General features: G+C 62.1%; 26 protein-coding genes and 1 pseudogene. 21 read left to right on the top strand and 6 right to left on the bottom strand.

The window, feature by feature from the left end:
• Positions 1-11: 11 nt before the first annotated feature.
• The 3 genes from ACOJCM_RS04985 to ACOJCM_RS04975 all read left to right on the top strand — a co-directional run bounded on the left by ACOJCM_RS04985 (position 12) and on the right by ACOJCM_RS04975 (position 2,622).
• Complete coding sequence (locus tag ACOJCM_RS04985) at positions 12-848, top strand: CsgG/HfaB family protein (protein WP_445210956.1); 837 nt, start codon at positions 12-14, stop codon at positions 846-848.
• 203 nt (positions 849-1,051) lie between these two features.
• Positions 1,052-1,540, top strand: a complete 489-nt coding sequence (locus tag ACOJCM_RS04980) for a hypothetical protein (RefSeq protein ID WP_445210955.1) — start codon at positions 1,052-1,054, stop codon at positions 1,538-1,540.
• Positions 1,541-1,656: 116 nt separating this feature from the next.
• On the top strand, positions 1,657-2,622 hold the full coding sequence (locus ACOJCM_RS04975) for a hypothetical protein (RefSeq protein WP_445210954.1): 966 nt from the start codon (positions 1,657-1,659) through the stop codon (positions 2,620-2,622).
• 66 nt (positions 2,623-2,688) lie between these two features.
• Here ACOJCM_RS04975 and ACOJCM_RS04970 read toward each other — a convergent pair whose 3' ends face one another.
• From ACOJCM_RS04970 to ACOJCM_RS04945, 6 genes and pseudogenes are all read right to left on the bottom strand, one after another.
• Positions 2,689-3,069 (bottom strand): hypothetical protein, encoded by a 381-nt coding sequence (locus ACOJCM_RS04970; protein WP_445210953.1) that lies wholly within the window; start codon positions 3,067-3,069, stop codon positions 2,689-2,691.
• 7 nt (positions 3,070-3,076) lie between these two features.
• On the bottom strand, positions 3,077-4,321 hold the full coding sequence (locus ACOJCM_RS04965; RefSeq protein ID WP_445210952.1) for an AAA family ATPase: 1,245 nt from the start codon (positions 4,319-4,321) through the stop codon (positions 3,077-3,079).
• A 28-nt stretch (positions 4,322-4,349) separates the two neighbouring features.
• Positions 4,350-5,639: a glutamate-1-semialdehyde 2,1-aminomutase gene (hemL, locus tag ACOJCM_RS04960; RefSeq protein WP_445211025.1), complete on the bottom strand. Its 1,290-nt coding sequence runs from the start codon at positions 5,637-5,639 to the stop codon at positions 4,350-4,352.
• 189 nt (positions 5,640-5,828) lie between these two features.
• Positions 5,829-6,608, bottom strand: a pseudogene (gene thiD / locus ACOJCM_RS04955) (bifunctional hydroxymethylpyrimidine kinase/phosphomethylpyrimidine kinase); the annotation flags it as partial.
• Between the two features lie 14 nt (positions 6,609-6,622).
• Entirely contained in the window at positions 6,623-7,054 is a 432-nt protein-coding gene (gene hemJ, locus ACOJCM_RS04950; protein ID WP_445210951.1) for a protoporphyrinogen oxidase HemJ, read from the bottom strand.
• Between the two features lie 46 nt (positions 7,055-7,100).
• Entirely contained in the window at positions 7,101-8,858 is a 1,758-nt protein-coding gene (locus ACOJCM_RS04945; RefSeq protein WP_445210950.1) for a chloride channel protein, read from the bottom strand.
• A gap of 143 nt (positions 8,859-9,001) precedes the next feature.
• Here ACOJCM_RS04945 and argC point away from each other — a divergent pair, with 143 nt between their 5' ends.
• From argC to ACOJCM_RS04855, 18 genes are all read left to right on the top strand, one after another.
• Positions 9,002-10,036, top strand: coding sequence for an N-acetyl-gamma-glutamyl-phosphate reductase (gene argC, locus ACOJCM_RS04940; RefSeq protein ID WP_445210949.1), 1,035 nt, complete (start codon positions 9,002-9,004; stop codon positions 10,034-10,036).
• Between the two features lie 97 nt (positions 10,037-10,133).
• Positions 10,134-10,487, top strand: a complete 354-nt coding sequence (gene erpA / locus ACOJCM_RS04935) for an iron-sulfur cluster insertion protein ErpA (RefSeq protein ID WP_445210948.1) — start codon at positions 10,134-10,136, stop codon at positions 10,485-10,487.
• Between the two features lie 77 nt (positions 10,488-10,564).
• Entirely contained in the window at positions 10,565-11,329 is a 765-nt protein-coding gene (locus ACOJCM_RS04930) for a transporter substrate-binding domain-containing protein (protein WP_445210947.1), read from the top strand.
• Between the two features lie 107 nt (positions 11,330-11,436).
• The gene (locus ACOJCM_RS04925; RefSeq protein WP_445210946.1) at positions 11,437-12,108 is read left to right on the top strand and encodes an amino acid ABC transporter permease; all 672 of its coding nucleotides are present in this window, start codon (positions 11,437-11,439) and stop codon (positions 12,106-12,108) included.
• Between the two features lie 12 nt (positions 12,109-12,120).
• Positions 12,121-12,894, top strand: coding sequence for an amino acid ABC transporter ATP-binding protein (locus tag ACOJCM_RS04920; RefSeq protein WP_445210945.1), 774 nt, complete (start codon positions 12,121-12,123; stop codon positions 12,892-12,894).
• Positions 12,895-13,421: 527 nt separating this feature from the next.
• Entirely contained in the window at positions 13,422-15,317 is a 1,896-nt protein-coding gene (gene mnmG / locus ACOJCM_RS04915) for a tRNA uridine-5-carboxymethylaminomethyl(34) synthesis enzyme MnmG (protein ID WP_445210944.1), read from the top strand.
• The gene (rsmG, locus tag ACOJCM_RS04910) at positions 15,314-15,979 is read left to right on the top strand and encodes a 16S rRNA (guanine(527)-N(7))-methyltransferase RsmG (RefSeq protein ID WP_445210943.1); all 666 of its coding nucleotides are present in this window, start codon (positions 15,314-15,316) and stop codon (positions 15,977-15,979) included. Before mnmG ends, rsmG begins: the two co-directional genes overlap by 4 nt.
• 28 nt (positions 15,980-16,007) lie before the next feature.
• Positions 16,008-16,778, top strand: a complete 771-nt coding sequence (locus tag ACOJCM_RS04905) for a ParA family protein (protein ID WP_445210942.1) — start codon at positions 16,008-16,010, stop codon at positions 16,776-16,778.
• Positions 16,779-16,833: 55 nt separating this feature from the next.
• Positions 16,834-17,754, top strand: coding sequence for a ParB/RepB/Spo0J family partition protein (locus ACOJCM_RS04900; RefSeq protein WP_445210941.1), 921 nt, complete (start codon positions 16,834-16,836; stop codon positions 17,752-17,754).
• Between the two features lie 184 nt (positions 17,755-17,938).
• Positions 17,939-18,346, top strand: coding sequence for an ATP synthase subunit I (locus ACOJCM_RS04895; protein WP_445210940.1), 408 nt, complete (start codon positions 17,939-17,941; stop codon positions 18,344-18,346).
• 7 nt (positions 18,347-18,353) lie between these two features.
• Positions 18,354-19,181, top strand: coding sequence for a F0F1 ATP synthase subunit A (gene atpB / locus ACOJCM_RS04890; protein WP_445210939.1), 828 nt, complete (start codon positions 18,354-18,356; stop codon positions 19,179-19,181).
• A gap of 69 nt (positions 19,182-19,250) precedes the next feature.
• Positions 19,251-19,478, top strand: coding sequence for a F0F1 ATP synthase subunit C (gene atpE / locus ACOJCM_RS04885; RefSeq protein WP_018918432.1), 228 nt, complete (start codon positions 19,251-19,253; stop codon positions 19,476-19,478).
• A 73-nt stretch (positions 19,479-19,551) separates the two neighbouring features.
• The gene (locus ACOJCM_RS04880; protein ID WP_445210938.1) at positions 19,552-20,022 is read left to right on the top strand and encodes a F0F1 ATP synthase subunit B; all 471 of its coding nucleotides are present in this window, start codon (positions 19,552-19,554) and stop codon (positions 20,020-20,022) included.
• A gap of 11 nt (positions 20,023-20,033) precedes the next feature.
• A complete protein-coding gene (locus ACOJCM_RS04875) occupies positions 20,034-20,570 on the top strand; it encodes a F0F1 ATP synthase subunit delta (RefSeq protein WP_445210937.1) in 537 nt (178 codons plus the stop codon).
• Between the two features lie 16 nt (positions 20,571-20,586).
• A complete protein-coding gene (gene atpA / locus ACOJCM_RS04870) occupies positions 20,587-22,131 on the top strand; it encodes a F0F1 ATP synthase subunit alpha (RefSeq protein WP_445210936.1) in 1,545 nt (514 codons plus the stop codon).
• 68 nt (positions 22,132-22,199) lie between these two features.
• Positions 22,200-23,084, top strand: coding sequence for a F0F1 ATP synthase subunit gamma (gene atpG, locus ACOJCM_RS04865; RefSeq protein WP_445210935.1), 885 nt, complete (start codon positions 22,200-22,202; stop codon positions 23,082-23,084).
• A 68-nt stretch (positions 23,085-23,152) separates the two neighbouring features.
• Positions 23,153-24,529, top strand: a complete 1,377-nt coding sequence (atpD, locus tag ACOJCM_RS04860; protein WP_445210934.1) for a F0F1 ATP synthase subunit beta — start codon at positions 23,153-23,155, stop codon at positions 24,527-24,529.
• A gap of 24 nt (positions 24,530-24,553) precedes the next feature.
• Entirely contained in the window at positions 24,554-24,982 is a 429-nt protein-coding gene (locus ACOJCM_RS04855; RefSeq protein ID WP_445210933.1) for a F0F1 ATP synthase subunit epsilon, read from the top strand.
• Positions 24,983-25,093 lie beyond the last annotated feature (111 nt).

Here is a 25,093-nt window from a genome sequence, read left to right as displayed (position 1 = left end):
AGGGCTAAAGCATGAAAGCACTGCGAATCGGCCTCTTGACCGGATTGATGTTTCTGGGTGGCTGTGCCGGCATGGTGACATCGCCGGAGGGACTGGAAGGCGCACCGGCAACGCTTGCTCCCCGTTCAGGCACTTATGCCGACCTCACCGGCCTGCCTCGCCCAGCGGCCCCGATTTACACCGCCGTCTACGATTTTCGCGACCAAACCGGCCAGTACCGCCCCCAGCCTGCCAGCACCTTCTCTACGGCCGTCACCCAAGGGGGGGCCGCCATGCTGAGCTCCGCTCTGGCGGATTCCGGCTGGTTCATTCCGCTCGAGCGTGTCGGCCTGCAGAACCTGTTGACCGAACGCCGTATCATCCGCGCCAATCTGGAAAGAGACGGACGCGAGAATGAGCTCGATTCCCTCAATGCTGCCCGAATCCTGATGGAGGGAGGCATCATCGCCTACGACTCCAACATGAAGACGGGTGGCGTGGGTGCCGAGTATTTCGGCATTGGCTCCTCCGGTCAGTACCAGGTGGATCAGGTGACAATCAATCTGCGCGCGGTGGACATAGCCACTGGCGAGGTACTGGGCAATGTCACGACGAGCAAGACGGTCTACTCCTACGAAGTTCGCGCCGGTGTCTACCGCTTCGTCAGCTTCCGTCGACTGCTGGAAGCGGAAGCCGGCTATACGCATAACGAACCCGTACAGATGGCGGTGATGTCGGCTATCGAGTCAGCCGTCATCCATCTCGTTACGCAGGGCGTGGATAGAAATCTTTGGAACCTGGCCAACCCAGGTGACAGTAATCATCCTGTCCTCTCGGCCTATCGGGAAGCTTCCTCTCCACTCTTATAGAAAAGGCTTATTCAAAGGCGCCGATACGGCGCCTTTTCTGTTTCTGGATGGAAATCGACATACTATTGGACCAGATAACTAATGCTTTGACTCAAAATGGTTTCTATTTTCTTAACCGCTAATTTGATATTTATTTATGATGGAAAGTTCTTTGTTACAGAGCGATTCTGTAATTCAAAGTAACTCAAGATAGGCGTTCCGTCATGAAGTGCAATGGATTTGTTATCCTGGCTCTCGGTACGATGCTACTTGCCCATGGTGCCTCCGCGGCAGATCTCATTGAAAGTTCTGAATTCGCTTTGGAACCGGTTAAAGGGTCGCCTCCGCAAGTCGCTACGATAGATCAAGAAGGGTACGGCAACGACGCCACAATTCTACAACGAGGTAGCCACAACGGCGCCCATGTGACACAGCATGGGATCAATAACATCGCTCTGGTCAGCCAACTCGGGAAGTCTAATGGTGCTCGTGTGATTCAGAGCGGTGCCCAGCTGGAGGCTTCAATACTGCAGCATGGTTATGGCCACGATGCCAGTATCATCCAGTCAGGCTACGGCAAGGAGGCGGCCATCACCCAGCATGGCGGCTACGGCAGTGCAGGCATTCATCAACTAGGAAACGGACAAAGCACGCCGATCAGCGTCACGCAATATTCGCGTGGAAGGGCCGCGGTACAGGTTTATCAGTATTAATTTTTCTGCAGATTAAAAATTATTTTCAGTGTAGTACGCGGAAACGGCTAGTTATGCTGTTTCCTTCACCACCTTGGCGGCTAAAGCCTTACCAAGGTTAAAAAAGGGGAACCACGATGAAACTGAAGATGAGTATCCTTGCAGCAGCTATCGCCATGTCTGGCACAGCTCTGGCGAACCAAAACGAGTCGTATATCGACCAGGAAGGCATTAGCAATAACGCAAGCGTAACACAGCTTACCCAGGGCGCAGGCAATAATGAGTCTGACCTGACACAAGCAGGCGCTTATAACGACGCAACCGTACTCCAAAAAGGTTGGCAGGGTTATAACGAATCGGAGATTTCCCAGGAGGGCGCGGGAAATCGTGCCGATACAATGCAGCACGGCACAAAGAATAACGCTAGCTTGGCGCAGGCCGGTGCGTACAATTCTTCCGAAAGCCAGCAGTTCGGCAGCCGGAACACCCTTCAGGTAGAACAGGAAGGAACGAAGAACAACGCCTCTTCGTATCAAAATGGCTGGCGAAACGTTGCCGAAGTCAACCAGAGTGGCAGCTTCAACGACTCCAATGTCGTACAGTGGGAGGACAAGAATGTCGCGGTGGTAGATCAGGAGGGTACCAAGCTCTCCTCTGACATTACACAGTCGGGGGACTACAACTACGCCGATGTCGAACAGAGCGGCAGCTTCAACGGCTCATCGATTGATCAGGACGGCACTCTGAACGAGGCGATGGTTAGCCAGAGCGGTACCAAGAACACTTCCGACATCGAACAGAGCGGGAAATACAACACGGCTACGGTAGAGCAGAGCCAGTTCAACAACGACGCCCTCATCACCCAAAGTGGCCGATACAATACGTCCGACGTGACGCAGAGTGGCTTCAATGATGTGGCGTACTCTTCCCAGTCAGGTCTGGGCCATGATTCATCGATCAGCCAGTCGGCGCTGCCGGGCTTCCTCGGTGGACTGGCTAGCCTGGCCAGTAACAGTGCCACCCATATTCAAATGGGCGTTAACAACTCTGCTGTTACCACGCAAGCGGGTGGCGGCAACACGGCTCACGTTCATCAGCACTGAGCCAATAGCAAAAGGGGCCTGCCTTGCAGGCCCCTTCTTGTAGGCAGTCAAAAAGAGGAGAACCCTTTACCGGACTTTCAAACTCAGTTGGCTGTGTTCGCCGTGAGAACGCGATCGACTGATATTCCCACCCTTACGAACCTCTACAGTCAGGCCACCCTCAGGGCTCGTCTGGCGCACATTGGCTTCCAGCGCTTCACCGTGGTAACGATGTTCGCTGGGCACGGCCCCCTCCAGCTCATGGTTCTCGGTCGTTCCATTGTTCTGGACTCGCAACGTTGCCTGAAAGCGTGTGCCTGGCTCGCCATCGAACAGGATCTCGATCAGGTTAGAGGGATTCTCCTTCACTGCAACCTCCCTTTCGCTCGCCATGGAGCCATTTTCTCCGGCAAGTGCATGCGTACCAAGCCAGGCAAACAATACGAAAGATAAAAATCTCACCATCACTTTGGCCTCAGCTGAAAGTCAGCCATATGCGCTGATCCACAAGCTCTGCCAATCTATCGCTGGCGTTCTCAGCGGTCGTGTCGAGGTGCAGCAGGAAGGGACTCTCCTCCTCCTCGAAGGATTCGAACCGCGCCTGCTGTCGTCGCAGCACCTCGAGGCTCCTGACCGGTTCGACTCCCTGGCGCCTGGCGCGTTTGTCGATGCGTGCGCGGAGGGTTTCGTCATCCGCCTCGAAGCTGACGATGAGGACTGGCAGGCCTCTCGCCTCGCCCTGTTGGCGTAACAGCCGGCGTTGCGCACGCGTCAGGCAAGTGGCATCGATGCAGGTGGGAATGCCTGCGTTGAGCAGAAGCCCGGCCAGACTGGCCAGGCGATGGTAGGTGCGATCGGTCGTCTCGGCACTGAAGATATCCACATCCGGTTCGGGCTCGACCGTCTGTGGAGAAATACCGAACAGGCGTCGCCGCTCGGCATCCGAGCATAGCCTGACGGCACCCAGCCGCTCGACGATCTCGGCCATGAAACGGCTCTTGCCACTGCCCGACACCCCGACGCCGATGATCAACGGCGGAAAGCGAAAGTTGGAAACCTGCTCGGCCAGTTCCAGATAGCGACGGCACTCCGTCATGCTCTCGGCCAAACGGAAGGCCGGCTCACGCTCGGAATCCCAGCGCTGCAACGCTCGCCGGGCGCCGGCGAGCGAGCGGCATACGGCGTACACCGATATCAGCCGGGTGATGGCGTAATCGCCCGAAAGGCGCAGATAACGATCCAGAGCGTAATGGGCAAGCCGCGTTTCATCGCGCACGTATAGCCCCACCAGCAGCGATACCAGGTCGAATCCAGGATCGAGACGCCGCCCCGCAAGCGGGTCGGAGGGCTCGAGATCGAGAGCGTTGGACATGATCAGGCGCTGGCGGTCGCACAGGGGCATGACCTGGCGACCCACCACCCAGCTCGGACGGGGCTCGCCGCGTTCGTCGAACCAGGGCTCGAGTCGCACCATCTCCTGCTCCAACCAGTCGCGTAGCTGAAACAGGCGACGCCGATCCTCCTCACCGGTCAGGCGCGCGTCGAGCTCGCCCACTTCGTCCTCCACCAGTGCCCGGGTCGACGCCAGGCAGCCCGAGGAACCCACGTAGGGAAGGTCGTCGACGAAGGAGCGATGAGACGCCACCAGTGAATCGATCAGTTCATCCAGGCCAAGGGCGGTGGAAGAAGAGGTCATGCATTGTGCGGAAGTGGCGTCCATGTTCACTCCTGATAGCAATTTAGCCTCGTCAAGGCTGGCGTACCTGGGCAAACGCCTTCTCGGCGGCGTCCAGCGTCAGTTGTATGTCTTCCGGCGTGTGGGCGCTCGACATGAATCCCGCCTCGTACGCGGAGGGTGCCAGGTAGACCCCCTCGTCCAGCATCGCCGTGAAGAAACGGCGAAAGGCATCGGCGTCGCAGGCCGTGGCCTGGGCAAAGTTGTCGACCCGCGACTGCCCGGTAAAGAAAAGACCGAACATGCCGCCAGCGCGCTGGGTGATCATGTCGACGCCGGCCGTATCGGCGCGCTCCTGCAGGCCATGACAGAGTGTTTCCACCCGCTGCGCCAAGGCATCGTGGAAGCCAGGCTCGCGCAGCTTGGTCAGCAGGGCGATACCTGCCGCCATGGCCAGCGGATTGCCCGAGAGCGTACCCGCCTGGTAAACCGGTCCCAGCGGCGAGATCTGCTCCATGACCTCGCGCTTGCCACCGAAAGCCCCCACCGGCATGCCGCCGCCGACGATCTTGCCCAGACAGGTCAGATCGGGCTCGACGCCGTAGTGAGCCTGGGCACCGCCCATGGCAACGCGAAAACCGGTCATAACCTCATCAAAGATCAGCACACTGCCGTGCTCGGTGCAAACCCGGCGCAGGGTTTCAAGGAAATCCGGCTGCGGTGGTATGCAGTTCATGTTGCCGGCCACCGGCTCGACGATGAGGCAGGCGATCTCGCTACCGATCTCTTCGAAGCAGGCCTCCACCTCGTCAATGTCGTTGTAGGACAGGGTAATGGTGTGTTCCGCCAGGGAAGCCGGTACCCCCGGCGAGCTGGGTTCGCCATGAGTCAGGGCGCCGGAGCCTGCCTTGACCAACAGCGAGTCCGAATGACCGTGGTAGTTGCCCTCGAACTTGACGATCTTGTCGCGACCGGTGAAGCCTCGCGCCAAGCGGATCGCCGACATGGTGGCCTCGGTGCCTGAATTGACCATGCGCACCAGCTCGATCGACGGGATCATCTCGCAGATCAGGTCGGCCATAGTGGTCTCGATGGCGGTCGGTGTCCCGAACGAGAGGCCATGATCGAGCCGGCTGCGCACGGCACCCAGTACATCGGGGTCGGCGTGTCCGGTGATCATCGGCCCCCAGGAGCCGACGTAATCGACGTAACGTTTGCCTTCCACGTCGAACAGGTAGGCACCTTGGGCTCGCTCCATGAACACCGGCGGCCGGTGCAGCCCCTTGAAGGCACGCACGGGAGAGTTGACACCACCGGGAATGTGGCGGCAGGCCTGTTCGAAGAGCGTTGCGGAAGTGGTCATGTAAGCCTCGTTGCTGTCACGTGAATGGTGGGTCCCCGTCACGGGAGGTGCCAGGCTCACGCTGCCCGGTCTGTGGATAACTTCTTGGATAACCTTTGAATCATGAGTGAAGTGACGGTGATTTTCGCTCATTGCCTGGGCTGGGGTCACGCCCTGAGCAAAATCGTGCTGAACAGCGCCAGGCATCAAGCGACGCGGCAGCGCCTGCGCGTTGCCCGGCTGCCAAGCATGGGCCAAGGCCTGCCAGGTGAAGCGCTGGGCCTGTTCGCAGGCAGTGGTCAACGTTTCGCCGGTAGCGAGACGCGCCGCCAGCGCGGCAGCCAGGGTGCAGCCCGAACCGTGGAATCCCCCCGCCAGGCGAGGCCAGCGCCAGGCAACCCGGCCTTCCTGCCAGTACAGGACATGCTCGACCTCATTCCCGGGAACATGGTCGTTGGGGTCGTCGCTGCCCGTCACCAGCACGGCACGACAGCCCAGCGCGATCAGACGCTGCGCCCGTGCCTCGTCATCGTCGCCCCCCTCCCCGGCAAGACGCTCCAGCTCGAGACGATTGGGGGTCAGAATATCCACAAGCGGCAACAAACGGGAGCGGAAAGACTCGATCAGAGCGGTTGTGGATAACTCTCTTCCACCGCCCGCCTTGAGCACCGGATCGACAATGACCGGCACGCCCGGATGCGCCTTGACGATATCAACCACGGCATCGAGCGCATCGCGGCTGGCCAGCAACCCGACCTTGATCGCCGCCAGGCGAAAACCCGACAGTCGTGCCGCCATTTCGCGAAACAGATCTAGCGGTACCGGCACCACGCGATGCACGTCCTGGCAGTCCTGAACCGTCAATGCCGTCGGCACCGACATGGCCCAGCCGCCACAGGCGGCGATCGCCTCGCCATCGGCAGTGAGTCCCGCCCCGCCCGTGGGATCATGGCCCGCCAGCACCAACACGATCGGGAGCTGTCCCTTCATAGCGCTCGGCACGGTCAAAAAGGCTTGAGAACAGCCAGGATCACGATGCCCAGCAACGCGACCACCGGCAACTCATTGAACCAGCGGAAGAAGACATGGCTACGCCGGCAGCGACCCGCGGCGAACTGCTTGAGGTAGACCAGACAGACATGGTGATAGGCCACCAGTAACAGTACCAGCGCCAGCTTGGCGTGCATCCAGCCCATGCCGAGCCACTGGGGCATGAGATAGAGCAGCCAGGCCCCCAAGGCTATCACGGCAATCATCGAAGGGGTCATGATGCCGCGGTAGAGCTTGCGCTCCATCACGCCGAAATAATCGATGGCCTGCTGCTCCCCCTTGTCGCGTGCCATGGCATGGTAGACGTACAGGCGCGGCAGGTAGAACAGCGCCGCGAACCAGGTCACGACGGCCACGATGTGAAGGGCCTTGATCCAGAGATACATGGAGTCTCCTCAGGAGAATGACAACGACTTGGACATATTCGGCTCTTCACTTCAGCGAATAGTAACGCTCGATGGAACCGCGGGTGATGATACCGGAAATTCGCTTGTGCTTCGGTCGCCGGCCCTGTTCGACGAAGAGCGCATCGACCGCCTGGTCATTGAGCCACTCGAAGGCCTCCGACAGGGTCGCCTGGGAATGGATCGGCGCCATCTCCAGGCGCAGCCCCGGCACCTCGAGCAGGTCGATCAAGCCCTCCTCGGTGGCTGCTTCCTCGCTGTCGACTTCATCGATCAGCGCCCGGGCCAGGTCGGCGGCCTTGAGCGCCAGGGTCGGCTTGTCATCGGTTGAACGCAGGATCAAGATCCAGGCCGGCTTGGCATCGAGCAGTGCACGAGCCTGGTCGCGTGTCACCATGCGCGGCGTGGTCACGAAGCTGCGCTCCATCACCGCCGGCACCGACACGCGCGAAAGCGCCTGCATCAAGGGTTGCTGCAGGGGATGCAGGCCATGGCGGGTGACGCTGATGAAGAAGCCATCGCAACGACACAACTGGCGGGCCGTGAGCCCCGACACCACGACTGCCAGCATACCGGGCAGGATGATATTGGGGTTATGGGTCAGTTCCAGCAGCGCCATCAGCGCCGCCAGCGGCGCCTGCAGCACTGCGCCCATCATCGCCGCCATGCCGAGCATGGCATAGAAGCCGGGTTCGACACCCAGCTGGGGGAATAGCCGGGCGCCCACCAGATCGGCCAGCGCCCCGGCGGCGGCTCCGACCACCAGCACCGGGCCGATGATACCGATGGGAATGCCGCTGGCCACGGTGACCGCCGTCAGCAGCAGCTTGGCCACGACCAGCGCCAGCAGGACATCCACTGCCAAGTTGCCCGCCAGCGAGGCATCCAGGCTGTCATAGCCGATGCCCTGCACGTCGGGATACCACCACGCCACCGCGGCCGTTCCCAGTGCCACCAGTGCCAGGCGCGGCACGACCGGCAGGCCACCGATGCGCTCACTGCGTGACACATGGATGAACAACCCGGCCAACAGCCCGATAAACAGTGCCGTGACGACGATCCAGGGCAAGTTCAGCAGCGAACCGAGGCTGACGCTGGGTACCTGGACCGCCGGCTCCGAGCCGTATACCAGGATGGCTATCAGCGCTCCCATGGTAGAAGCCAGGATCACCGGCATGAAGCCGGCGATTGTGTACTCCATCATCACCACTTCCATGGCGAAGATGACGCCGGCAATCGGCGTGTTGAAGGACGCCGAGATTCCCGCTGCCGTACCGCAGGCCACCAGGACCCGAAGGCTGTTGTGGGGCAGTCGCAGATGTTGCCCAAGGCCGCTGGCCGCAGCCGCCCCGAGGTGGATCGCCGGACCTTCGCGGCCGGCGGAGAGCCCACCCAGCACCGATGCCACCCCGACCCACCACTGGTTGACCCAGTTGCGCAAGGGAAAGCGGCCCTGATGATAGGTAAGGCGCTCGATGACGTGGGCCACGCCCATCTTGCGCGCGGCGGACGGCTGGCGCCACAGGAACACACCGATCAGGGTGACGGCCATCAGCGGCAGGCTCGAGCGCACCAGTGGCGGCAGCCCTTCGAAGGCTTCGTGATAGCCAGCGGGCATGAAGACCAAGCCGCCCAGCTCGAGCAATAGCCGGAACCCCACCATCACCGCGCCGGTCAGAAGCCCCGAGATGACACCCAGCACGCAGAGCTGAGGCAGGGCGTCGACACTGGCCAGCTTGCGGCGAAAGCCCTCCAGGCTGAAGGTGGGAAGCGAGAGGCGCGGCACGGCAGTTTCCTGTGCGAACGGTTGGCTTTGGGAACGAACGAAAGGCGGTTGGGTCGCCGCCCCCTCTCTTGTGTATCATATCCGAACAGAGCGGTCCCGTTGGTGGTCGCTTCCTGCCAGGCAAACTTCGAAGGAGTCGCGTAGTGATCAAGGTCGGAATCGTCGGCGGCACCGGATATACCGGCGTCGAACTGCTCAGGCTGCTGGCTCAGCACCCCGAGGTCGAGATCGAGGCGATCACTTCTCGCTCCGAGGCCGGCATGCGCGTGTGCGAGATGTATCCCAATCTCCGCGGTCACTACGACACGCTTGCCTTCAGCGAGCCCGACCCGCGCCGGCTGGGCGCCTGCGATGCGGTGTTCTTCGCCACCCCGCACGGGGTCGCACATGCCCTGGCAGGAGAACTGCTCGCCCAGGGGACCCGGGTGATCGACCTTTCCGCCGATTTCCGCCTGCGCGATGCCGATGTCTGGGCCGAATGGTACGGGCAGCCCCATGGCGCCCCCGAACTGCTCGAAGAAGCCGTCTACGGCCTGCCCGAGATGCATCGCAGCCGTATTCGTGAGGCACGCCTGATCGCCGTACCCGGCTGCTACCCTACAGCGGTACAGCTGGGCTTGCTGCCCCTGCTCGAGGCCGGGTTGGTTGATACCGGACACATCATCGCGGACTGCAAGTCCGGCGTGACCGGCGCCGGACGCGGCGCCAAGGTGCCGTCGCTGCTGGCCGAGGCCAGTGAATCGATGAAAGCCTATGGCGCCGCCGGCCACCGCCATTTGCCGGAAATCCGGCAAGGCCTCGGCGACGCCGCCAACGGGCCGGTAGGCCTGACCTTCGTGCCGCATCTCACCCCGATGATTCGCGGCATCCATGCCACGCTGTACGGACGACTGACCGCCGATCCGGGCGACCTTCAGGCTCGCTTCGAAGAACGCTTCGCCGATGAGCCTTTCGTCGACGTGATGCCCGTCGGCAGCCATCCCGAGACACGCAGCGTCAGGGGCGCCAACGTCTGCCGCCTTGCGGTGCATCGCCCCTCGGGCGGCGACACCGTGGTAGTGCTGTCGGTGATCGACAATCTGGTCAAGGGCGCTTCGGGTCAAGCCATACAGAACCTCAACCTGATGTTCGGCTTCGCCGAGAATGCCGGGCTCGCCGCCCCTGCGCTGATGCCCTGAGGCAAGCGATTCCCATCCCCGGTAATAGTTGACCCTTTTACTGGGGATTAGGGATAATCCCCCGTTAACCCTTCATTCAGCTCAAGGGAGGAAGCCCATGAGCGGCGCAGAATCCTTCACGCCCACTCCCATGATGCTCTCCGGCGCCGCAAGGAAGCGGCTGCACGCGCTCATCAAGGAAGAGGGCAAGCCCGAGCTCAAGCTTCGCGTCTACGTGACGGGAGGTGGCTGTTCGGGGTTCCAGTACGGCTTCGATTTCGCCGAGTCCGTCGGCGAGGACGACACCCTCATCGAGTTCGGCGAGGTGGCGCTGGTCGTCGACGAACTCTCCTACCAGTACCTTGTGGGTTCCACCGTGGACTACGAGGAGGGACTCGCCGGCGCCCGTTTCCTGGTACAGAACCCCAACGCCACGACCACCTGCGGCTGCGGTGCCTCCTTCATGGTATAACCCTCGACTTGACGCTTCCCCGTGAACTCGCCATGGTTTAAAGGCGTATTTCACAACAGATCACCATGGGGAAACGTATGAAAAAACAAGTGAAAACGGCCACCCTGGTTACCGGCATCACTGTCAGCCTGGGAGCGTCGAGCTTGGCTGTCGCCAATGAAACGCTCGACGTGGTCACCGATCCCAGCTTCGTGCCATTCGAGATGATGGATCAGGAAACCGGCGAAATGGTCGGTTTCGACATGGACATCATCGCTGAAGTCGCCGAGCGGGCCGGGTTCGACTACGAACTCGAAACCATGGACTTCAACGGCATCATCCCCGCCGTCCAGACCGGCAATGTGGACATTGCCATCGCCGGCATCACCATCACCGACGAGCGCGCGGAAATCGTCGACTTCTCGGACCCCTACTACGATAGCGGCCTGCAGATCCTGGTGCGTGCCGATGAGGATGGCATCGAGGAGATCGAGGATCTCGAAGGCAAGACCATCGCCACCAAGGTCGGCTCCACCAGCTACGATTTTTTGCAGGAAAACCTCGGCGATAGCGCCGAAATCACTCCCTACCCCGGCAGCAGCGACATGTACATGGCTCTGCTCGGCGGCAACGCCGACGCCGTGTTCTACGATGCCCCCAACGTCGCCTACTTCGCCCAGACCCGCGGCGAAGGTCGGGCCAAGGTCGTCGGCCCGCTCTACGAAGGCCAGCAGTACGGCATCGTCTTCGTCAAAGGCAGCGAATGGGTCGAGCCGGCCAACGAGGCACTGGCCGAGATGCGCGACGACGGCACCTACGACGAAATTCACGAAAAGTGGTTCGGCAGCGCCAGCGACGAGTGAGCCTGGCGACATCCTGAGGCGGGGTCGGGTCATCGAACCCGACCCCGCTGTTTGTCACATACCTGTGACGCCTGAGCCCTGAGACGCGTCTTGACGGGAGAGCCCTAGTGGACGTCACCTTCCAATTCGACTGGGAGGCAGCCTTCGCCTCCATTCCCTTCCTGCTGAAAGGGATCCCCTACACCCTGCTGATCTCCTTCGGTGGCCTGGCCATCGGTTTCCTGATCGGCATCGTTTTCGGTCTTCTGCGCATCAGCCCCCTCGTCTGGCTGCGGGTACCCGCCATCGTCTACATCGAGGTTTTCCGCGGCACCCCGGTGCTGGTCCAGGTGCTGTTCATCTTCTACGGCCTGCCTCAGATTCTCGGCGGACCGATCAACGCCCTGGTCGCCGGTATCGCGGCCATCGCCGTGAACGCCGGGGCCTACATCTCCGAAATCGTGCGCGGTGGCGTGCAATCGATCGAACGCGGCCAGCGCGAGGCCAGCCTGTCGCTGGGTCTGTCGCGGGTACAGTCGTTCCGTTACATCATCTGGCCCCAGGCACTTCGCCGCATGATCCCGCCCCTCGGCAACCAGGGCATCATCAGTATCAAGGACACATCGCTGTTCTCGGTGATCGGCGTAGGCGAGCTGGTCCGCCAGGGCCAGGTCTATATCGCCACGACCTTCAACGCCCTGGAGGTCTACCTCATGGTCGCCCTGCTCTACCTGGCGATCACGCTGAGCCTTTCGTTTGCGCTGCGCATGCTCGAGCGCAGGGGCCTGGTCGGACAATAGAAGGAGCGCGACATGATGCGAGACAACTCTCCCTCCGCTGCCGCGCCCATCGTGCGCATGCAGAAGGTCAACAAGCACTTCGGCAACCTCCACGTGCTCAAGGACATCGACCTTGCGATTCAACCGGGCGAGGTGGTGGTGGTGATCGGGGCCAGCGGCTCAGGCAAATCCACCCTGATACGCTGCATCAATGGCCTGGAGGAGTTCCAGCAGGGGCATATCGAGGTCGACGGCAACGAGCTGCTGCCCAACGGCAGAAGCAGCCGTGCCCTGCAGAAGATTCGTACCGAAGTAGGCATGGTATTCCAGCAGTTCAATCTCTTTCCTCATCTGAGCGTGCGTGACAACGTCACGCTGGCGCCCATGAAGGTACGTGGCTGGAGCCGGGCCGATGCCACCGAGACCGCCAATCGGCTACTCGACCGCGTGGGTATCGCCGATCAGGCCGACAAGTACCCCTCCCAGCTCTCGGGTGGTCAACAGCAGCGCGTCGCCCTGGCCCGCGCTCTGGCCATGGAACCACGCCTGATGCTGTTCGACGAACCGACCTCGGCGCTCGATCCGGAAATGATCGGCGAAGTGCTCGATGCCATGCGTGAACTTGCGCGCGAGGGCATGACCATGGTGATCGTCACCCACGAGATGGGCTTCGCCCGTGAAGTCGCCGATCGAGTGGTGTTCATTCACCAGGGTGAGATTGTCGAACAGGCCGCACCGGATGTGCTGTTCGACTCGCCCCGCCACGAGCGCACCCAGAACTTCCTTGCCCGGGTTCTGAAGCACTGAAACACCGTTTCCCGCTCTCGGTTCAAGGCCCTGTCGTCGTCGACAGGGCTTTTTTTGGCCTGTGGATAAAAAATTGTCCCTTGCGGCTTTTCCGCTCGGAAGCGGCCTGGTTGTCAGCTTTGCACCTATCCCTCGAGGCTGTTCACAGTCCCGGTGACAAGCCGGGTAGGCAGCGGTGGAAAAAGCGTGTAGTTTTCGCGTTGTGGAAAAGGCCGCTTTTCATCCACAGGCTCAGCACCGCCCGCTCTCAGCTAGTCACCTTCTTCTCCGCAGATGAGTCAACAATGCAATGCTTTGGTATTAAAGGGCTTGCTACTGTTATCCACAGAATTTGTCCACACCAGTAGTCACTATCACAACAGAACTTCTCTCTTTTAATCATTCTGTTTTGTTTAAGTGAGATGAAGGAGACGCTGTGCGAACGGGCCTATGTGGAAAACCCCTGACGCTTACCCACAGGCCGTTTATACTGGCAGGCTGTTTTTCGTCCCTGGCAATATCTGCGCGCAAGCGCAATGAGGTGCACCTTGGAGTATCCAGACCGGTTTGACGTCATCGTCATCGGCGGAGGCCATGCGGGAACCGAAGCCGCTCTGGCTTCTGCCCGGATGGGCTGCCAAACCCTGCTGCTGACCCACAACATCGAGACCTTGGGCCAGATGTCCTGCAATCCCGCTATTGGCGGCATTGGCAAGAGTCATCTGGTCAAGGAGATCGATGCGCTGGGCGGTGCCATGGGCCTGGCAACCGACCTTGGCGGCATCCAGTTCCGCGTCCTCAATGCACGCAAGGGGCCGGCAGTACGTGCCACCCGGGCTCAGGCCGACCGCATACGCTACAAGGCCGCCATTCGCGACATGCTGGAGAACCAGGCCAACCTGACGCTGTTCCAGCAGGCCGCCGGCGACCTGATCGTCGACGGTGATACGGTGCGTGGCGTGGTCACCGAAACCGGCATTCGCTTCCGTGCCGAAACGGTCGTGCTGTGTACCGGCACCTTCCTCGGTGGGGTGATTCACATCGGCCTCGACCAGAGCCGCGGCGGTCGCGCCGGCGACCCTCCCTCGAACGCGCTGGCGAGCCGTCTGCGTGCACTGCCATTCCGTGTCGACCGGCTCAAGACCGGCACGCCGCCGCGGCTGGATGCCAAGAGCGTGGACTTCTCGGTGCTCGAGGAGCAGCCGGGTGACTGCCCGACGCCGGTGATGTCCTACCTGGGGCATCGCGACATGCATCCGCGCCAGGTGAGCTGCCATATCGCTCACACCAACGAGCGTACCCACGAGATCATCTTTGCCAATCTCGACCGCTCACCGATGTATTCCGGCGTTATCGAAGGCGTCGGGCCGCGCTACTGTCCGTCGATCGAAGACAAGGTGCACCGCTTCGCTGACAAATCGAGCCATCAGGTCTTCATCGAACCCGAGGGGCTGGAGACCCACGAGCTCTATCCCAACGGCATTTCCACCTCGCTGCCCTTCGACGTGCAACTGCAGGTGGTACGTTCGATCCAGGGTCTGGAAAACGCCCACATCACCCGGCCCGGCTATGCCATCGAGTATGATTTCTTCGATCCGCGCGACCTGAAGCACTCGCTCGAAACGAAATTTATCCACAACCTGTTTTTCGCCGGGCAGATCAACGGCACCACCGGCTACGAGGAAGCCGGTGCCCAGGGGTTGCTCGCCGGGCTCAACGCCGCACGTCGCGCCAAGGGGCTCGAGGCGTGGTGGCCGCGGCGCGACGAGGCGTACCTCGGGGTGCTGGTCGACGATCTGATCACGCTGGGCACGAAGGAGCCCTACCGCATGTTTACCTCGCGCGCCGAGTACCGCCTGCTGCTGCGCGAGGACAATGCCGATCTGCGTCTGACCGAAGCCGGCCGCGAACTCGGCCTTGTCGATGACCGGCGCTGGGCCGTGTTCAGCACGAAGCGCGAGGCGATCGAGCGTGAAAGCGCACGACTGAAGGCCAGCTGGATCCAGCCCGGCAGCGCTGCCGCCGAAGCCATCGAGGCCAGGACCGGCAAGACGCTCGTACGCGAGTACAGCCTCCTCGATCTGCTCAAGCGGCCCGAGCTCGGCTACGCCGACGTCGCCCCTCTCGCCGGCGAGCCGGTCGACGACGAGGCAGTGGCCGAACAGGTGCAGATCCAGGCCAAGTACCAGGGCTACATTGACCGTCAGCAGGACGAGATCGACAAGCTGAAGCGTCATGAGGCCACACCTCTGCCGTCGGATCTCGACTACGCCAAGGTCGAGGGGCTTTCCCACGAGATTCGCCAAAAGCTTGCCGAGGCGCGTCCGCAGACGCTGGCCCAGGCATCGCGGATATCCGGCGTGACGCCGGCGGCGGTTTCGATATTGCTGATTCACTTGAAGAAACGGCGCCTGCTCGACGACAACCGGGTGGCCAGCGGATGAGCGATGCCGTCTTGCCCCAGGTGCAAGCGCGGCTGGACGAAGGGCTCGCCACGCTGGGGATCGAGGCCGACGGGAGACAGCGCGAGCGACTGCTGCGCCTGGTCGGGCTGTTGCACAAGTGGAATCGCGCCTATAACCTCACCGCGATACGCTCGCCGGATGAAATGGTGGCCAGGCACTTGCTCGACAGCGCGGCCGTGCTGCCCTTCGTGGGTCAGGCTCCGCTGCTTGATGTCGGCGCGGGCCCCGGCCTGCCGGGGCTGGTTCTGGCAATTCTCGAACCGAGGCTTGCGGTCACGCTGCTCGACAGCAACGGCAAGAAGGTTCGTTTCCAGCGTCAGGCGGTGATGGAGCTTGGCCTCGACAATGTCACACCCGTTCAGGCCCGGGTCGAGGCCTTTGCCCCGCCGCCGGGCGGCTACGCCCAGGTGATATCGCGGGCTTTCGCCAGCCTGTCGGATTTCCTGCGCCTGACCGAGCATCTGGTGGCGCAGCAGGGCCGCTGGCTGGCCATGAAGGGGCCGGCCGCCGACGAGGAGTTGGCTGCGATGACTCCGGGGTTGACCGTATGCGAACGCCACCTGCTCGCTGTGCCGTTTACCGAGGGGGAGCGCCAGTTGTTGATCGTCGAGCGAATTGATTCCAACCCAGGCCGCCATTGAGCGTGCCTTAGACGCAAGGAACTCGCCCGTGACCCAAATCATCGCCTTGACCAATCAGAAGGGCGGCGTGGGCAAGACCACCACCGCCGTCAATCTGGCCGCCAGTCTGGCGGCGCTGGATCGCCGCGTATTGCTGGTCGATCTCGATCCCCAAGGCCATGCCACCATGGGCAGCGGTATCGATAAACATTCGCTCGAGGGCAGCGTGCTCGACCTGCTGCTGGGCGAGAAGAGTGCTCCCGAAGTGATGCTCGACTGTCCCACTGCCGGTTACTCGCTGCTGCCGGGCAACGGCGACTTGACGGCCGCCGAGGTCGAGCTCCTCGACCGGGCGGAAGGACGCGAGCGCAGCCTGACCGAGGCGCTGGCCAGCGTTGCCGAAGAGTACGATGTGGTGCTCATCGACTGCCCGCCCTCGCTCAACATGCTGACCGTCAATGCGCTGACCGCCGCCAACGGCGTTCTGATCCCGCTGCAGTGCGAGTTCTACGCCCTCGAAGGGCTCTCGGCACTGCTCGATACCGTGGAACAGATCAAGGACAGCGTGAACCCGGACCTGGCGATCTATGGCATCCTGCGTACCATGTTCGACGGCCGCAACAGCCTGACGCGAGACGTATCCAAGCAGCTGCGCGACTACTTCGGCGAAGCGCTGCTCAAGACCACCATCCCGCGCAACGTGCGGGTGGCCGAGGCGCCGAGCCACGGTCTTCCGGTGACCAAGTACGCGCGCTTCTCGCGCGGCAGCCAGGCCCATCGGGTGCTGGCCAAGGAACTGATTCGTCGCCTGTCGCTGTAGTGCGGTCGGTGAACCGGCCTGTCGTGACCCGCTCGTTGTGATGAGGTAGAAGCTGATGACGCGAAAACGCGCCCTGGGCCGTGGCCTGGATGCCCTGATCGGTGCCGGCGCCCGTCGCCGCGAGACGCTCGAGCTGCCCGAAGTGGAGGTCCCCGCCGCCGACGGCAGCGAGCCCAGCGAAGCAGCCCCTGCCGCTTTCGAAGAGCGGCTCGAGCGTCTGCCGCTGGGTCAGCTCTCACGCGGCAAGTACCAGCCCCGCCGCGACATCCAGCCCGAAGCGCTGGAAGAGCTTGCCGACTCGATCCGCGCCCAGGGTGTGATGCAGCCCATCGTGGTACGGCCCATCGGCGAGTCCCGCTACGAGATCATTGCCGGTGAGCGCCGCTGGCGCGCCGCCCAGCTGGCGGAACTCGACACCATCCCGGCGGTGATCCGCGAAGTCAGCGACGAAGTGGCGCTGGCGCTGGCGCTGATCGAGAACATCCAGCGCGAGAACCTCAATCCGGTGGAGGAGGCGATGGCGCTCAAGCGCCTGCTCGACGAGTTCGAACTCACTCAGCAACAGGTCGCCGATGCCGTGGGCAAGTCACGGGCTCAGGTGGCCAACCTGCTGCGCCTGCTCGCACTCGACCCCGAGGTGCAGACCCTGCTCGAGCGTGGCGACCTGGACATGGGACATGCCCGCGCCTTGCTCGCCCTTTCGGGGGCCAAGCAGCGCCGCGCGGCCCACGAAGTGGTCAACAAGGACCTCACCGTGCGTGACACCGAGGCCCTGGTGAAACGCCTTGCCCAGGGCGAACCGAAAAAGAGCGCCGTCGGCTCCCCTAGCCCGGACGTGGCACGGCTCGAAACCCGCCTCGGCGAGCTATTGGGTGCCCCCGTCAAGATTCAGCACGGCCGCGGCGGCAAGGGGCGGTTGACCATACGCTACTCGAGCCTTGATGAGCTCGACGGTATTCTCGAACACATTCGCTAGTAGGCCGTCCTGTCGACAATTGTCTGCGCCTTTGGTCGCAAAGCCACGTCATTCGTGGTCAAAAGCGCCTAGTCTGGTTGAACCGGCCAGGGCGGTTCCCTATAATCCGCCGTTGTTTGCCTGAGCGCGACGCTCGGACCTAACGGCGCTCAGTCCCTGCCTGGCAGGGCAGGAATGTCGACAGATGCAGAGACAAGCTGCGAGGAGGCATGGCCGCCTCGAGGTCGCCAGGTTGCTTCGCCTGCAGGCAGTGATGGTGCCGGCCCTGACGGGGATCGGCGCACTGGTATCGGGAGGCAGCGGCGCTCTGTCGGCTCTGCTGGGAGGGCTGACCGGTCTGATACCCTCCTTCTATTTCGCCTGGCGTATCGGCTCGGTTCGTGGAGGCAAGTGGGCAGGCGCTTTTGTCTCGACGCTGTACCGGGCCGAGGCGGGAAAGTTCGGTTTGACGGTTGCACTGCTGGCTCTGGTGTTCGTGGCAGCGCCCCCCTCAAACCCGATTTTCTTCTTCGTCGCATACGTGGCGGTTCTGTTCACGCATTGGCTCGTGCCCTGGCGCAAGCGTGAAAGGCCGGCTTCTGAATCGAGGTAACGACAGCATGGCAGCAGGTAACGAAGTTACGGCAACGTCCTACATTCAGCACCACCTCCAGAACCTGACGTTCGGCCGCCATCCCGAGAACGGCTGGTCGATCGCCCACTCCGCCGAGGAGGCCCGCGAAATGGGCTTCTGGGCCATCCATCTCGACACCATGGGATGGTCCATCGCCATGGGCCTGTTGTTCATCTGGCTGTTCCGCAAGGCCGGCAAGATCGCCACCACCGGGGTGCCGGGCGGGCTGCAGAACGCCGTCGAGATGGTCATCGAGTTCATCGAGGGCCTGGTGCGCTCCGCCTTCCATGGCAAGAACCCCCTCATCGCACCGCTGGCGTTGACGCTGTTCGTCTGGATCCTGCTGATGAACACGTTGAAGATCATTCCGATCGACTACTTCCCCGAGTTCTTCGCCCGCCTCGGCGTCGAATACATGAAGATCGTCCCCACCACCGACGTCAACGCCACCCTGGGCATGGCGCTGGGCGTGTTCATGTTGATCCTTTACTACAGCGTCAAGGTCAAGGGCGTCAGCGGCTTCGCCCGCGAACTCTCGCTGACGCCGTTCAACTTCTGGCTGCTGATTCCGTTCAACCTGATCCTTGAAGTGGTGGGGCTGGTCGTCAAGCCCTTCAGCCTCGCGATGCGACTGTTCGGCAACATGTTCGCCGGTGAAGTCATCTTCATCCTGATCGCCCTGCTGCCGTTCTGGGCCATCTGGCTGCTCGACGTGCCGTGGGCCATCTTTCACATCCTGGTCATCACGCTCCAGGCCTTTATCTTCACGATGCTCACCGTGGTCTATCTCAGCGCCGCACACGAGCATCACTGAACCGAGCAACATTTGAAGCGCTCTTTCGCTAACCCGTTGTAACCTCAACTCAATACCAGGAGTAACATCATGGAAATGGTCTATCTTTCAGCTGCCATCATCATCGGTCTGGGCGCTCTGGCCACCGGTATCGGCTTCGCCATCCTGGGCGGTAAGCTGCTCGAATCCACCGCCCGTCAGCCCGAGCTGGGTGATCAGCTGCAGACCAAGACCTTCATCATGGCCGGCCTGCTCGACGCCGTACCGATGATCGGCGTAGGTATCGCGATGTACCTGATCTTCGTCGTCGCCGGTTAATGACGCGACCGAGCGCTGGAGCGCTCGGTTTGCTCGTTTCCGGTCGCCACGAACCTGTCAGAGGTACATACCCGTGAATATCAACATGACGCTTATCGGACAAACGATCGCCTTCGCGATTTTTGTCTGGTTCTGTATCAAGTATGTGTGGCCGCCGCTCAGCAATGCGCTTCACGAGCGCCAGAAGAGAATTGCCGAAGGGCTCGATGCGGCCAGCCGGGCGTCACGTGACCTCGAACTCGCCCAGGAGCAGGCGTCCCAGACGCTGCGCGAGAGCAAGGAGCAGGCTTCGCAGATTCTCGAGCAGGCCAACAAGCGTTCGGCGCAGATGATCGAGGAAGCCCGCGAGCAGGCGCGCGCAGAGGGCGAGCGCATGGTCGCCAGCGCGCGTGCCGAGATCGACCAGGAAATCCAGCGTGCCAAGGATGAACTGCGAGCCCAGGTGTCCAGTCTTGCCGTGCTCGGTGCCGAACGCGTTCTGGAAGCCTCCGTCGACGAGAAGGCGCATCGCAAGCTGCTCGACAAGCTGACTGCCGAACTGTGAGGAGGTGATCCATGGCGGAACTGTCTACCGTCGCGCGACCCTACGCCAGAGCGGCGTTCGAGTACGCACGCGATCACCAGGCCCTGGACAGCTGGTCGGAATGGCTCGACAAGCTGGGTCAGGCCGTTGCCGTACGTGACGTGCAGAAGCTTCTGTCGAGCCCGCGTTTCTCACCCGAGCGCAAGGTGGCCATGCTCATCGAGCTGACCGAGCTCAAGCTCGACGACTCGGCCAAGGCTTTCCTCGATATGTTGGGCGAGAGGGGCCGGCTGACGGCGCTTCCTGCGATCGCCGAGCGGTTCGCGTATCTGCGCGCCGAACACGATCAGCGCATCGAGGTGACCGTGGTCTCGGCTTACGAGCTCGATGACACGCAGCAGAACAAGCTCGCCGGCGCGCTCAAGAAGCGGCTGAATCGCGAAATCTCCATTACCACTCAGGTAGAACCGAAGCTGATCGGGGGCGTCATCCTGCGCGCCGGCGATACCGTCATCGACGGGTCGGTGCGCGGTCGATTGAACCGCCTCTCCGAAGCCCTTTCCGCCTGAGTCTGAGGGACATGGCATGCAGCAACTGAATCCTTCCGAGATCAGCGACATCATCAAGCAGCGTATCGAAAAGCTTGATGTCGCATCCGAAGCCCGTAACCAGGGCACCATCGTCAGTGTCTCCGACGGCATCGTGCGTATTCACGGCCTCGAAGACGCGATGTTCGGTGAAATGATCGAATTCCCCGGCAGCATCTTCGGCATGGTGCTCAACCTCGAGCGCGACTCCGTGGGCGCCGTGGTGCTGGGCGACTACCTGCAGCTGGAAGAAGGCATGACCGCCAGCTGTACCGGCCGCATCCTCGAGGTGCCGGTGGGTCCCGAGCTGATCGGCCGCGTGGTCGATCCGCTGGGCAATCCCATCGATGGCAAGGGCGAGGTCGGCGCCAAGCTGACCGACGCCGTGGAGAAAGTCGCCCCGGGCGTCATCACCCGCCAGTCGGTGGACCAGCCGATCCAGACCGGCCTCAAGGCGATCGACGCCATGGTGCCGATCGGCCGTGGCCAGCGCGAACTGATCATCGGCGACCGCCAGATCGGTAAGTCGGCGATCGCCATCGACGCGATCATCAACCAGAAGGGCAAGGGCGTCACCTGTATCTACGTGGCGATCGGTCAGAAACAATCGACCATTGCCAACGTGGTGCGCAAGCTCGAGGAGCACGGCGCGATGGACCACACCATCGTCGTGGCTTCCGGCGCTGCCGACCCGGCTCCCATGCAGTTCCTGGCACCCTATGCCGGCTGCACCATGGGTGAGTACTTCCGCGACCGCGGTCAGGACGCCTTGATCGTCTACGACGATTTGACCAAGCAGGCCTGGGCCTACCGTCAGGTATCCCTGCTGCTGCGTCGTCCGCCGGGACGTGAAGCCTACCCGGGCGACGTCTTCTATCTCCACTCTCGCCTGCTCGAGCGTGCCGCTCGTGTCAATGCCGACTACGTCGAGAAATTCACCAACGGCGAGGTCACGGGCAAGACCGGCTCACTGACCGCGCTGCCGCTGATCGAGACCCAGGGCGGCGACGTCTCGGCGTTCGTTCCGACCAACGTCATCTCGATCACCGACGGCCAGATCTTCCTCGAGACCGACCAGTTCAACGCGGGTATCCGTCCGGCCATCAACGCCGGTCTGTCGGTATCCCGTGTGGGTGGCTCGGCTCAGACCAAGATCATCAAGAAGCTCGGCGGTGGCGTGCGCCTGGCACTCGCCCAGTATCGCGAGCTGGCGGCCTTCTCCCAGTTCGCTTCCGACCTGGACGAAGCCACCCGCAAGCAGCTGGAGCACGGTCAGCGCGTCACCGAGCTGATGAAGCAGAAGCAGTACTCGCCGCTCTCCGTGGCCGAAATGAGCCTCTCGCTCTATGCGGCCAACGAAGGGTTCCTGGATGATGTCGAGGTGAACAAGGTGTTGGACTTCGAGCGTGCCCTGCACGACTACATGAAGTCCGAGCACGGCGACCTGCTCGACAAGATCAACCAGACCGGCGACTACAGCGACGAGATCCAGCAAGGGTTGAAGCAGGGTCTCGAGCAGTTCAAGGCCACTCAGAGCTGGTAATGCCGCCGGCCCGCCCCACCGGGCGGGCCATGGACATCATCTGAGGGCCACGAACGAGGTAGATCGCTATGGCAGCTGCAAAAGAGATACGCACCCAGATCGGGAGCATCAAGAATACGCAGAAGATCACCAGCGCCATGGAAATGGTCGCTGCGTCGAAGATGCGTAAAGCGCAAGATCTGATGAAGGCCAGCCAGCCTTATGCCCGCCAGATCCGCAACGTAACCAGCCACATTGCCAACGCCAACCCTGAGTACAAGCACGACTATCTGGTCGAGCGCGACGAGGTGAAGCGGGTCGGTTACGTCGTGGTCTCTACCGATCGCGGCCTGTGTGGCGGCTTGAACGTCAACATGTTCAAGGCCGTGATCAAGAGCGCCGCGGCATGGCGACGGGAGGGAGCGGAGCTCGACTTCTGCGCCCTGGGCAGCAAGGCCAGCGGATTTTTCCGCAACTACGGCGGCAACCTGGTCGCGGCCAAGAGCGGCCTGGGCGAGAAGCCGGAAATGGAGGACCTGATCGGTAGCGTCAAGGTGATGCTCGATGCCTACGACGAGGGGCATCTAGATCGCCTCTATGTGGTGTACAACGAGTTCGTCAACACCATGACGCAAAGGCCGGTGGTTCGCCAGCTGTTACCGCTCGACCCGAACATGGGAGCCGATGCGGACGACGAGGACAACAAGCGTCCCGGTAGCTGGGACTACCTGTATGAGCCGGATGCCAAGGCGCTGTTGGATAGCCTGCTGGTTCGTTTCATCGAATCCCAGGTCTATCAGGCGGTGGTCGAGAACGGGGCCTGCGAACAGGCGGCCCGCATGATTGCCATGAAGAACGCCACCGACAACGCCGGTGGGCTGATCGACGATCTGGAGATGGTCTACAACAAGGCCCGTCAGGCCGCCATCACCCAGGAGATTTCCGAGATCGTCGGCGGTGCCGCCGCCGTATAGCGCCCGGGGAGAGCCGCTGTACACTCCCGGTACAGGTTTCATTTGCAGGTATTTGAGAGGATCGCAAGATGAGCGGACGTATCGTACAAATCATCGGCGCGGTGATTGACGTCGAGTTCCCGCGGGACTCGGTTCCCAAGGTCTACGACGCGCTCAACGTCGCCAACTCCGAGACCGTGCTAGAAACCCAGCAGCAGCTGGGTGACGGCGTGGTGCGCACCATCGCCATGGGCTCCACAGAGGGCCTCAAGCGTGGAATGGAGGTTATCAACACCGATGCCGCCATCTCCGTGCCGGTGGGCAAGGAGACGCTGGGTCGCATCATGGACGTGCTGGGTCGGCCGATCGACGAAGCCGGCGACATCGGTGAGCAGGAGCGCATGCCGATCCACCGCAAGCCCCCGACCTATGCCGATCAGGCGGCTTCCAACGAGCTGCTCGAGACCGGCATCAAGGTGATCGATCTGGTCTGCCCGTTCGCCAAGGGCGGCAAGGTCGGCCTGTTCGGCGGCGCCGGCGTGGGCAAGACCGTCAACATGATGGAACTGATTCGCAACATCGCCACCGAGCACAGCGGTTACTCCGTGTTCGCCGGCGTGGGCGAGCGCACCCGTGAAGGTAACGACTTCTACCATGAGATGACCGAGTCGAACGTTATCGACAAGGTATCGCTGGTTTACGGTCAGATGAACGAGCCGCCGGGCAACCGTCTGCGCGTGGCCCTGACCGGCCTGACCATCGCCGAAAAGTTCCGCGATGAAGGCCGCGACGTGCTGCTGTTCGTCGACAACATCTACCGCTACACCCTGGCCGGTACCGAAGTATCCGCCCTGCTGGGCCGTATGCCCTCCGCGGTGGGTTACCAGCCGACCCTGGCCGAGGAGATGGGCGTGCTGCAGGAGCGCATCACCTCCACCAAGGTGGGCTCGATCACTTCCGTGCAGGCGGTCTACGTGCCCGCGGACGACCTGACCGACCCGTCGCCGGCCACCACCTTCGCCCACCTGGACGCCACCGTGGTACTGGCGCGTTCGATCGCCGAGCTGGGTATCTATCCGGCCATCGATCCGCTGGACTCCACCTCACGCCAGCTCGATCCGCTGGTCGTCGGCGAGGAGCACTACAACACCGCCCGTGGTGTGCAGAACGTGTTGCAGCGTTACAAGGAACTCAAGGATATCATCGCGATTCTGGGCATGGACGAGCTGTCCGACGAGGACAAGCAGACCGTGGCCCGTGCGCGTAAGATCCAGCGCTTCCTGTCGCAGCCGTTCTTCGTTGCCGAAGTCTTCACCGGCGCGCCGGGCAAGTACGTGCCGCTGAAGGAAACCATTCGCGGTTTCCAGGGTATCCTCGACGGCGAGTACGACAACCTGCCCGAGCAGGCCTTCTACATGGTGGGCAGCATCGACGAAGCCGTCGAGAAAGCCAACCAGAAGAAGTAATCCCGTCCACTGGGGGACTTCGCTATGGCGAAAAGCTTCACATGCAACATCGTCAGCGCCGAGGCCTCGATCTTCTCCGGTGAAGTCGAGCAGATCGTGGCTTCGGGCATCATGGGCGACCTGGGCATCATGCCCGGGCACGCCCCGCTGCTGACCGAGCTGCAGCCGGGCCCCATTCGTGTCATTCACGATGGCGGGCAGGAAGAGAACTACTACGTGTCAGGCGGCTTCCTCGAAGTGCAGCCGGATGTAGTGACCGTGCTGGCCGATTCGGCTGCGCGGGCGAGCGATCTCGACGAGGCCGCTGCCGAGGAGGCTCGTCAGCAGGCGCTGCGGAACTTCAACGAGAAATCGGCGGAGATGGACTACACGCGTGCCGCTGCCGAACTCGCGGAAGCCGTGGCCCAGCTGCGTACCATCCAGCAGTTGCGCAAGAAGGGCGGCAAGGGCTGAACCTTCCGCCCTTGCTTTAAAAAACGCCCCCCGAACAGTGTTCGGGGGGCGTTTTCGTCTCTGTTATCATGGGTGCACTGGCATCGGCCATGTCCGAGCCCCTACTCACGC

Source organism: Billgrantia hypersalina (genome assembly GCF_052584175.1).
The sequence above is the reverse complement of the archived record's forward strand: the minus strand, read 5'-3'. Positions and strand labels throughout refer to the sequence as shown.

What these genes read in the sequence shown, in the direction of transcription:
- hemL (WP_445211025.1), bottom strand. Translation starts at nt 5,639, where the DNA reads ATGACCACTTCCGCAACGCTCTTCGAACAGGCCTGCCGCCACATTCCC.
- erpA (WP_445210948.1), top strand. Translation starts at nt 10,134, where the DNA reads ATGAGCGGCGCAGAATCCTTCACGCCCACTCCCATGATGCTCTCCGGC.
- atpB (WP_445210939.1), top strand. Translation starts at nt 18,354, where the DNA reads ATGGCAGCAGGTAACGAAGTTACGGCAACGTCCTACATTCAGCACCAC.
- ACOJCM_RS04875 (WP_445210937.1), top strand. Translation starts at nt 20,034, where the DNA reads ATGGCGGAACTGTCTACCGTCGCGCGACCCTACGCCAGAGCGGCGTTC.
- ACOJCM_RS04900 (WP_445210941.1), top strand. Translation starts at nt 16,834, where the DNA reads ATGACGCGAAAACGCGCCCTGGGCCGTGGCCTGGATGCCCTGATCGGT.
- atpD (WP_445210934.1), top strand. Translation starts at nt 23,153, where the DNA reads ATGAGCGGACGTATCGTACAAATCATCGGCGCGGTGATTGACGTCGAG.
- ACOJCM_RS04965 (WP_445210952.1), bottom strand. Translation starts at nt 4,321, where the DNA reads ATGGACGCCACTTCCGCACAATGCATGACCTCTTCTTCCACCGCCCTT.
- atpE (WP_018918432.1), top strand. Translation starts at nt 19,251, where the DNA reads ATGGAAATGGTCTATCTTTCAGCTGCCATCATCATCGGTCTGGGCGCT.
- ACOJCM_RS04930 (WP_445210947.1), top strand. Translation starts at nt 10,565, where the DNA reads ATGAAAAAACAAGTGAAAACGGCCACCCTGGTTACCGGCATCACTGTC.
- ACOJCM_RS04980 (WP_445210955.1), top strand. Translation starts at nt 1,052, where the DNA reads ATGAAGTGCAATGGATTTGTTATCCTGGCTCTCGGTACGATGCTACTT.
- atpG (WP_445210935.1), top strand. Translation starts at nt 22,200, where the DNA reads ATGGCAGCTGCAAAAGAGATACGCACCCAGATCGGGAGCATCAAGAAT.
- atpA (WP_445210936.1), top strand. Translation starts at nt 20,587, where the DNA reads ATGCAGCAACTGAATCCTTCCGAGATCAGCGACATCATCAAGCAGCGT.
- ACOJCM_RS04855 (WP_445210933.1), top strand. Translation starts at nt 24,554, where the DNA reads ATGGCGAAAAGCTTCACATGCAACATCGTCAGCGCCGAGGCCTCGATC.
- ACOJCM_RS04920 (WP_445210945.1), top strand. Translation starts at nt 12,121, where the DNA reads ATGATGCGAGACAACTCTCCCTCCGCTGCCGCGCCCATCGTGCGCATG.
- hemJ (WP_445210951.1), bottom strand. Translation starts at nt 7,054, where the DNA reads ATGTATCTCTGGATCAAGGCCCTTCACATCGTGGCCGTCGTGACCTGG.
- ACOJCM_RS04985 (WP_445210956.1), top strand. Translation starts at nt 12, where the DNA reads ATGAAAGCACTGCGAATCGGCCTCTTGACCGGATTGATGTTTCTGGGT.
- ACOJCM_RS04975 (WP_445210954.1), top strand. Translation starts at nt 1,657, where the DNA reads ATGAAACTGAAGATGAGTATCCTTGCAGCAGCTATCGCCATGTCTGGC.
- rsmG (WP_445210943.1), top strand. Translation starts at nt 15,314, where the DNA reads ATGAGCGATGCCGTCTTGCCCCAGGTGCAAGCGCGGCTGGACGAAGGG.
- ACOJCM_RS04895 (WP_445210940.1), top strand. Translation starts at nt 17,939, where the DNA reads ATGCAGAGACAAGCTGCGAGGAGGCATGGCCGCCTCGAGGTCGCCAGG.